Raw genomic sequence first — 10,506 nt, forward strand, 5'->3', positions numbered from 1 at the left:
TAAGATAAGGCCTGATAAGACCTTGTGTTAAATGTTTCAGGATTTCAGGCATTTCACTCAGATTCAGAGTATGTGCTTTCTTTTTGCAGTCTCTGTACCTTGTCAAGGATCTTCTTGTCATATAACTTAACGATGTCACTGCGGGTTATAATGCCCAGGAGCTTTGTGCGGTCAGATCTGGATACCACGGGGAGCCTGCCTATGTCCTTTGCAGCAAGACGCTTCAGTACAGTATTCAGGTTCTCGTCGGGATAAGCAATTTCAACTTCTTTGCTGCATATCTCATTGATCGTTTTGTCAAGCTCGTCATGAACTACCTTGTCCCTGACATCTTTTAAGGTGACTATCCCACATAGTTTTCCGTTTGGATCAAGGACCGGGAATCCCGCATGCCTGCTGGATTGCATGAGAGCTATAAGTGCTCCTACGTTCTTGTTTTCTGAAACTGTCTGAACGTTATGCTTCATAGCATCCCTTACAAGCAGTGATTCCATTATGTCGATCTCACGTCCTTTTCTGATGGTGAAACCTCTGCGGTGCAATCCTTCGGTAAATATCGATTCGGAATTAAGGGAACTTGATACGAGATTACTGACCACGCATGCAAGCATTACAGGCAGTATCATGCTATAGTCCTGTGTCAGTTCAAAAAGAATTAGAATAGATGCCAGGGGTGCCCTGCTTGTACCTGCAAATACGGCACCCATGCCGACAAGTGCATATGCACCGGATTCTGCGGTCATCCCCGGGAACATGCCATGGACAACAGATCCATAAGCACCTCCCAGCATTGCTCCTACGAAGAGTGCGGGCACAATGGATCCTCCTGATCCTCCAGACCCCATCGTGAAGGAGAATGCTATAATTTTAAGGAATATCAGGATAAGCATTAGCTCCATTACCAGCTGGTTATTCAGGGCAGCGCTGATAACATCGTATCCGACACCGAATATCTGCGGATAGAAAAACCCGGCTATACCTACAAACAACCCTCCGATTGCGGGTTTGATTACAGGATGAACATTAAGTGAATCAAAGAATCCATGGACTCCAAAGAGGGTGCGCATCAGTAATACGGAGACCACGCCCGCCAGGATGCCAAGACCAAGGTACAGGATGGATTCATAAACAGGGTTAACAAAGCTATAGGAAGCAACTTCTATTGTTTTGACATCAAATACCACGCTTGCGACAAGTGTTGCAAAGACTGCAGATATTACAATAGGGATAAACGTCCTTGCTTCAAGCTCACCGAGAATCACTTCTACTACGAAGACAACTCCTGCAAGGGGTGCATTATAAGCAGCAGCTATCCCTCCTGAAGCACCGCATCCAACAAGTATTTTCACCCTGTTCCCGTGAATCCTCAATAGCTGTGCAAGGGAAGAACCAACCCCTGAACCTGCAAGGACCACAGGTGCTTCCTTTCCTACCGACCCACCGGACCCAATGGATACGGCAGATGCAAGCACCTCAAGAAAAGCACTTCTGGGTGACATCTTTCCACCTTTGAGTGCAGTGGCCTCGATCACTTCCTCAATGTCATAACGTCGTGTACGTATTAGAAAATGGACTATCAGGCCAACTATCAGCCCTCCAAGTGCAGGTACCAGTATGAGAATATAGCCTGTTCCTTCTGTATTCGTTGCAAAGAATAACTGATGGCTCAGTTCCAGCAATGTACCATAGAAAGCTATGACAAGGCCTGTAAAGACACCTACGATAACAGCTAATGAATTGGATATCAGTGATTCTGTCTGTAACCACTGGTACAGATTTTGCCTGAATCTTTTAAAAGTAGATCTTTTGAAAGCTCTTTTTATATCCAAGAAGTTTCATCTCTGTTACTGGATGGCAGATGTAACTTGTATCTTATAGATATATTTTTTGAATCACCGGGGCTGTCAAAAACTTTGGGGTTGCAAAGCCTGAGTTAATTAATAACAATAGATATATATTATGAAAGTAGATATGGTTTTGTGACAAACCATATCATATCCACTTTCAAATCTCATATTAGCTCAATTCAACTTAAACTAAACGACTGTTTTTCAGGTATCACAAGCTTTGAAGATGCTATCATATCCCAATTGTCTTCAACTGAAAATAGGAATATTCACAATGAGAAGGAGCTTGTTCTGCATGCAGACAATCGTTTTGATCTCCTTCATCCTTACTGTCCTGTTTGTGGTTCCAGGAAAGTAATCAAACAAGAATATTACAAACGCAAGCTAAAATTAGCAGAATTTGGAAGTCAGGTTATTTATGTTCGAAGATACTATTGTAAGATTTGTTCTAAAAAATTCACAACACCTCTTGATTCAATTGTAAAAAAAGGACATCAATATGCCCGAACTTATGAACACTATATAGAAAAAACCTATGAGGCTGGCTATTGTTCATTCAGACATCTGCAAAAGATCTTCACATCGCTATACGATTGTTCTCCCTCTCATCAGACCATTTACAACTGGATTGCAGGATCAAACAGAATATCAATATCAAGCGATGATAATCATTATTCTGGATACTATTGTTATGATGAACAATACATAAAACTGAATGGAAATCGCTTTTATAGGCTCAGTTTGATAGACTCTGTACTGAATAAACCAGTAGAAGAGAAAATTGTGCCAAATCTTGAATATGATACTGTTAAGGGTTTTATTAAAAATGCTGTAGCTTCTAAGCCTCTTCATGCCATTTCAACCGACCACCGAAGAAAATATAAATCGATTATGGATGCACTAAAAATCAAGCATCAACTTTGCATATTTCATTTGTACAAGCTTGTTGGGAAAGATGTGTACAAAAAACTAAAATCAAAATTTATTGGCTCTAGGGAAAAGATCAGGTTGTGTTTAGCATTTACAAAGATCAAAGAAGTGTTTAGAACATATGACCTAAATATCGCAATCAAGAGACTTCAAGAGATAATCAGTAATATGGAAGAAATTCCACATTTACTTCACAAATCAATAGATAAGATTATAAAAGACTTCGAAAGGTTGACTCTGTTTATGGTGGATGAAATGATTTCAAAAACAACAAACCCTATTGAGAATTATTATCGACAAACGTTACCTGATTCGTTGAAAAGGATATTTAAAACACCGAATGGGATATTGAATTATTTAAGTGTTAAAAGAGGATATTGGGAAGGGAACATATCCAATAAAGTTTAACACCAAAGTTTTTGACAGCCTCGAATCACCATTTACGATAATGTCAAAATTACAGACATTTATTGACAAACACTGATCGATCACAGTTCATACGTTCGTTTCATGGCATTTTTTGACAGCGCGTTTCTATATTATTTATCAATATATTAATAGATAATGATTTATAAAAATTGCTAAATTGAATACTTTTATAATATATCATGCTCTATTGATAAAATGTGGAGTAATGTGGGGGCATCAGTGTTAGTACTGTATGTCCGCAAAAGCAAATAGGCGGAGTTGTATTCGTGGTTGTATGCAATCTCCAACCTTAGTAATTGGCAAATACCATCGGACTCGTATCACATGTTATTGTCAAGGGTGAGAGTATGCATCCTTTAATGAAAAACAGTACACAAAACGGAATATTGAACTATGTCAGGATATTCTTGTCGATCTCCATAATTCTTTCGACATTTAATCCTATGATCATTGCAAGTGCGTCACCGATAGATCCTCCAGTGTCTCTATCTTATGATAAGGGTAATTTTTATGTGAACTGGAGCTGGAACGCAGGTATAGATGCGGATTCATTCAATGTGAGTGCAAACAGTATCTGGTATAACGGGACAAAGGACCATTATTTCAATGATAATCCTGTGGCTCCTCACGGGACTTCTGCAATAGAGGTTTACGCTTTCAATGAAAGCACCAATACCTTATCTGAACCTGTTTCATCAAGTACGCAGCTGGATAACAATCCTGTCACGATCACCGGCCTTTCTGATGTGGAGGTAGACGCAGGGGACACCATTGGGATCAATGCAGGTTCCATTGACCTTGATGAAGATTCACCTGTATTCTATTGTAACCGCAGCGATCTGTTCGCCAATTTCAATAATTCTGCAGGGAATGGTTCATGGACCACTGAGCAAACAGATGCCGGAGTCTATCATGTACTTTTCAGTGTCGAGGATGGATATGGCTCTAATGATTCGCAGGTCATTACCATTACAGTGAATGAAGTGGTCCATCCGCAAGTGAAAGTTGTAAATGCGGCAACAGGTCCCCTTAACCCTGGAGATTCGTTCCAGATAAGTGTGGAAGTGGATTCCGGCACTTTTGATCTGCGCGGGGTCAGTATTGAGCTGATCTATGATCCGGCCATACTTCAGGTAACTAGTATAATCGATGCTCATCTACTTGGGGCAGATTCTCTGGTAGCACCAGGAAGTGGTGATGATGGGGCAGGTAACATTACATATGGTATTGCATCTACCAGTGGAACATATGTACCTGTGGCAGGCAATATGCTGGCCATCGAGTTCCAGGTGAAGACCGGGGCGTCAAATGGCACATACAACCTTGACCTGGCAGATGTGGTGTTAAGAGGCCAGAATAACGATCCTATCCCCGGGGTAGTGGTGCTGGATGGTAGCGTTGAGGTTGAAAATACCAACACTGCTCCAGTGCTTGCTCCGATTGGTGATAAGACAGTTAATGAGTCCGAGCTTCTCACCTTTGCCCTGAATGCCACAGATGCTGACAACGACACTCTTGTCTACTCCATGAGCGGTCTTCCTGTCTCTGCGGTACTTGACCCTTCCACCGGTCTTTTCAGCTGGACTCCCGGTTACAATGACAGTGGTATTTACACTGTTGATTTCGTTGTTTCCGATAGTCTTGATGGTAACGCGTCTGAATCCCTCAACATCACCGTTGTTGATGTCAATCGTGCTCCAGTGCTTGATCCTGTTGGTGACCGGACCGTTAACGAGTCCGAGCTCCTCACAATCTCCCTGAATGCAAGTGATGCCGATGTCGGAGATATTCTCACCTACTCCTGCAACGCCACTTTCGGTGTTTTCGACAGTGTCAACGGTACTTTCACCTGGACCCCTGATTCCGGTGATGCGGGCAGCTACTATGTTGATTTCGGTGTATCTGATGATAAGGGTGCCAGTGATTCTGATGTCATTCTCATCACTGTCCTTGAACCGGTGATCCCTAACAGTGCTCCGGTGCTCGATCATATTGGTGACCGAACTGTCAACGAGTCCGAGCTTCTCACCTTTGCCCTGAATGCCACAGATGCTGACAACGACACTCTTGTCTACTCCATGAGCGGTCTTCCTGTCTCAGCGGTACTTGACCCTTCCACCGGTCTTTTCAGCTGGACCCCCGGTTACAATGACAGTGGTATTTACACTGTTGAGTTCGTTGTTTCCGATGGTCTTGATGGTAACGCGTCTGAATCCCTCAACATCACTGTTGTTGATGTCAATCGTGCTCCAGTGCTTGATCCTGTTGGTGACCGGACCGTTAACGAGTCCGAGCTTCTCACAATCTCCCTGAATGCAATCGATGCCGATGTAGGGGATATTCTCACCTACTCCTGCAACGCCACTTTCGGTGTTTTCGACAGTGTCAACGGTACTTTCACCTGGTCCCCTGATTCCGGTGACGCGGGCAGCTACTATGTTGATTTCGGTGTATCTGACGAAAAGGGTGCCAGTGATTCTGAGGTCATTCTCATCACTGTCCTTGAACCGGTGATCCCTAACAGTGCTCCGGTGCTCGATCCAATTGGTGACAGAACCGTCAACGAGTCCGAGCTCCTCACAATCTCCCTGAATGCCACAGATGCTGACAACGACACTCTTGTCTACTCCATGAGCGGTCTTCCTGTCTCAGCAGTACTTGACCCTTCCACCGGTCTTTTCAGCTGGACTCCCGGTTACAATGACAGCGGTATTTACACTGTTGATTTCGTTGTTTCCGATGTTCTTGATGGTAACGCGTCTGAATCCATCAACATCACTGTTGTTGATGTCAATCGTGCTCCAGTGCTTGATCCTGTTGGTGACCGGACCGTTAACGAGTCCGAGCTCCTCACAATCTCCCTGAATGCAAGTGATGCCGATGTCGGAGATATTCTCACCTACTCCTGCAACGCCACTTTCGGTGTTTTCGACAGTGTCAACGGTACTTTCACCTGGACCCCTGATTCCGGTGATGCGGGCAGCTACTATGTTGATTTCGGTGTATCTGATGATAAGGGTGCCAGTGATTCTGATGTCATTCTCATCACTGTCCTTGAACCGGTGATCCCTAACAGTGCTCCGGTGCTCGATCATATTGGTGACCGAACTGTCAACGAGTCCGAGCTTCTCACCTTTACCCTGAATGCAAGCGATGCTGACAACGACACTCTTGTCTACTCCATGAGCGGTCTTCCTGTCTCAGCAGTACTTGACCCTTCCACCGGTCTTTTCAGCTGGACTCCCGGTTACAATGACAGTGGTATTTACACTGTTGAGTTCGTTGTTTCCGATGTTCTTGGTGATAACGTGTCTGAATCCATCAACATCACTGTTGTTGATGTCAATCGTGCTCCGGTGCTTACTTCAATAGGGTCCAGGACGGTAGAAGAAGGCAGTAAACTTACTTTCACTCTTGATGCTACTGATGCTGACGGAGATGATCTTACATACTTTGGCAGTAATATGCCTTCCAATGCGACGCTGAATGCTACATCCGGTGTTTTTGCCTGGACACCGGTAAAAGGTGAAGCTGGCACGTATAATGTGACCTTTGGTGTAACCGATGGTCACAAGAACATTACTGAAACAGTTGCTATCACTGTAAAAACCGTCTCTTCAACTTCCGGTACATCCGGTTCATCCGGCTCCGGCGGTGGTGGTGGCGGTGCCACAAGTACCAGCGAGAAGTATGAGAATATCGATTTCAAGGATTTTGTACTGAAGTCCGTCGTAAAGGATACTGCAACAGTTTTCACTTTCTATAAAGAGAACAACAGTATTGTTTCAGTGAGCTTCACCTCAAAGCTTAACGGTGGTCAGGTCAAGGCAGTGGTTGAAATGTTGAAGGGTACTTCCTCACAGGTTCGTTCAAGTGCACCTGGAGATGTTTACAGGAACATGAACATCTATGTGGATTCAAATCTGGCACCCAGTGTCATAGGCAATTCGAAGATCGATTTCAAGGTGGAAAAGAGCTGGATAGATAACAATGAAGTTGAGATTTCCACTATCACCCTTTGCAGATATTCCGGTAATAGCTGGGCCCAGTTACCAACCACAGTAATAGGAGAAGATGAATATTATTACTATTTCACTTCAACTACACCAGGTTTCTCTCCATTTGCCATATCCAGTGTGCTTCCACAGATAATAGAACAGGTAGGTGAAAGTGCTGTTTCCGATACGGAGGCCCTCGATTCACTAATGTCGCCAGAAGATACAATGCCTGTTGAACCTGTGGATCCGGCAAATCAGGAAAGTAAAACAGGATTCCCATTCATGCTCATCATAGGACTTGTTCTGCTGATGGTGATAGGAATCTTTGGTTACAGGAACAGGGATTACTATGATAAGGTTCGTATGCAGCTGGGTAATCCGGATGGTAAAAGGTATAGACGTATTAAGAACAGGTAAGAATGGATTACTAAACAGGCTGGGTGTAATGTCATATAAATAACTCTAAAAAAGAGGCGGCCATTATGCAGCAGTTCATATTGAAATGTTCTGCTGCATTCATTTCATTTCTATTTTTACTTCTCCTTATCCTTCTGTTCCCGGGATAATACAAAAAGGTCCGTTTAATGCCCATTTAATTATATATTATTGTATTTATATTCAAATAGGTTTATCATATGGGACACTTAAGATAAAGGCACGATGGAGGGGATCTTATCTTCAGATTCATGAGGAATGGACTTGCCTGCCTAGTTGAAAACAGGAAAATTAACAGTTTCTCTATGCTCCGTACTTTATCTTTTGTGCCGGTCTTCTTCCTCTTATTAATGATCCTACACAGCATGCCGGTTGCTGCTGAGAACAATCATCCGGTCCTGGAGGTAATAGGTGACAGATCTGCCGATGAGAACAGCCTGCTGAGTTTCACTTTGGCAGTATTTGATATGGACGATGATGATGATCTTGTGTTTTCAGCATCTGGTTTGCCTGTCGGTTCTTACCTGAATGCTTCTTCAGGCCTTTTCGAGTGGACACCAACATATAATCAGTCCGGCATTTATCGTGTACAGTTTGCAGTTTCCAACGGCAACAGCATTGATTCGGAGTATATAACCATAACAGTAAATGATATCAATCGGCCACCTGTTTTTTCACTCATTGAGGGCACGACTGTCAATGAAGAAGAAGAGCTTACATTAAACCTTCAGGCATGGGACCCAGATGGTGATCTGCTTGTTTTTTCAAAGGATTCTGCCTTTGGGAACATCATTGAGGACGTTTTTACATGGACTCCGGATTATGATGATCAGGGTGAACACCATATGGTTTTTACTGTAAGTGATGGTTTATCCTCAGCAACGCAAACTGCAATTATAAATGTTTCAAATATAAACAGAGGCCCGGTATTATACTCCATAGGTGATACTTCTGCTCCTCTGAATGGCTCTGTTACCATACAGCTGAATGGTTTTGATCCCGACGGAGACAATCTTAATTATTCCAGTGTGAATGCTCTGCCTGCCGGGGCTTCCCTTGATCCGCATACTGGCTTGTTCCAATGGCCAGATCCGGATTCTCCGGGTGTCTACATACTGACTTTCGGGGTGGATGATGGCGTAGCCTCGCATACGAAAACAGCAAGGATAGTTATAGGAGATTCAAATTCTCCTCCTTTTATAGATCCGGTAGAAATACAGAATGTCGATGAAAATTCAGAACTCTCTTTTCAGATATTAGCTAATGATCCGGATAATGATGTACTCAGTTTTTCTTATCCGGCAAATCTTCCCAAAGGTGTGACTGTCACATGGACAAACAGTTCTTCAGTTTTGCTTAAATGGACGCCAACATATGAACAGGCTGGCACATATAAAGTTGAATTTGCTGTCTCTGACAACAGTATGTACAGGTATGCGAGTTATGAGGTAGTTGACATTGTTGTCGCTCATGTGAACCGTCCCCCAGTCATTCATCCTGTAAATGACCATTCTGTCAGTGAGAACAGTGTCCTTTATATCAATTTAAGTGCAACCGATCCGGACGGTGATTCCTTTACTTTCTCAAGCAACAGCAGCATTGGGACCCTAAGGGGCAACACTTTCATCTGCACTCCTGGTTATCATGATGCCGGGGTACATAATATCATGTTCACGGTCTCTGATGGAAACCTTATCAACAGTACTAATGCAACTATCACGGTAAGTGAAACCAATATGCCCCCAAAAATCTCTCCGGCAGGACCTTTCACTGTTTCTGAAAACAAATCGCTGGAATTCTATTTAGCAGTCTACGATGGAGATGAGGCCGATATCCTTACATACATGGCTATTGATTTACCTTCAGGTGCCACTTTCAATACATCCGCCGGCCATTTCAGCTGGACTCCTTATACCGGTCAGAATGGATATTATTCTGTTGGCTTCTATGTAAGCGATGGGCATCTTGACGATTATGAGACCATTCCCATCATAGTTACGGAACCCTCTTCGTCCGTCCAACAACCTGCTTCATCATCAGGAGGTGGCGGTGGTGGTGGTTCTATGTCCACCGGTGAACAGTATGAGAACATCGATTTTAAGGATTATGCCATAAAATCGGTTATAAAAGATACAGAAACCATTTTCAATTTCTACAAGGATGGCAACAGTATTGTTTCTGTGAGCTTCACTTCAAGGCTTAATGGAGGGCAGGTCAAAGCAGTTGTTGAAATGCTTAAGGATACGTCCTCCCTTGTAAGTTCCAGTGCACCTGGTACTGTTTACAGGAATCTGAATATATGGGTGGGCGATTCAAAGTTCGGCACGAATATGTTGCATGACATAATGGTCAATTTCAGGGTTGAAAAGACTTGGTTGTATTCCAATGACCAGGATCCCGGATCGGTGGAATTATATCGTTATTCCGGTAACAAATGGGTATTGGAAGATACCTCTCTTGTTGATGAGGATGCGGATTATTTCTATTATGAAGCAAAATGCGATGCTTTTTCATCATTTGCCATCATCATCCCGGCTACTGAGGAAATCATTGTCCAGGACAACAGTTTCGCGTCCAATGAGACAAGAATGTCAGTTTCAGACGAGTTTATCGTTGATAATGAGAGTCATGTTTCCCAGAACAATAAAAGGTCACTGATATTCATTTTAATTATAGGGCTAATCTCTGTAGTTGTGCTGGCTGGCATTAAATACAGAGGCCAGTATGAGAAACTGTACATGCAAATCGGAAATCCGGATGGTAAAAGATACCGACGCATGAAAAAATAGTACATGATTTCAAGAGCTTTGTTCTTTGTGATATTTCCATTTTTCTTTCTGATTACTGGTTAAAAAATCATTTCATCA

The 10,506-nt window shown here is 43.0% G+C and carries 3 protein-coding genes and 1 pseudogene; 3 read left to right on the forward strand and 1 reads right to left on the reverse strand.

Features of this window, described 5'->3' with window-relative positions; translation table 11 throughout:
- Positions 1 to 53: 53 nt before the first annotated feature.
- Positions 54 to 1,829, reverse strand: a complete 1,776-nt coding sequence (locus tag V7O64_RS11955; protein WP_407355606.1) for a chloride channel protein — start codon at positions 1,827 to 1,829, stop codon at positions 54 to 56.
- Positions 1,830 to 1,979: 150 nt separating this feature from the next.
- Here V7O64_RS11955 and V7O64_RS11960 point away from each other — a divergent pair.
- From V7O64_RS11960 to V7O64_RS11970, 3 genes and pseudogenes are all read left to right on the forward strand, one after another.
- Positions 1,980 to 3,116: pseudogene (locus tag V7O64_RS11960) on the forward strand (ISNCY family transposase); the annotation flags it as partial.
- A 449-nt stretch (positions 3,117 to 3,565) separates the two neighbouring features.
- A complete protein-coding gene (locus V7O64_RS11965) occupies positions 3,566 to 7,621 on the forward strand; it encodes a putative Ig domain-containing protein (RefSeq protein WP_407355607.1) in 4,056 nt (1,351 codons plus the stop codon).
- 368 nt (positions 7,622 to 7,989) lie between these two features.
- Positions 7,990 to 10,428 (forward strand): Ig-like domain-containing protein, encoded by a 2,439-nt coding sequence (locus V7O64_RS11970; protein WP_407355608.1) that lies wholly within the window; start codon positions 7,990 to 7,992, stop codon positions 10,426 to 10,428.
- Positions 10,429 to 10,506 lie beyond the last annotated feature (78 nt).

This window comes from Methanolobus sp. WCC5 (assembly GCF_045690325.1).
Taxonomy (GTDB): Archaea; Halobacteriota; Methanosarcinia; order Methanosarcinales; family Methanosarcinaceae; genus Methanolobus.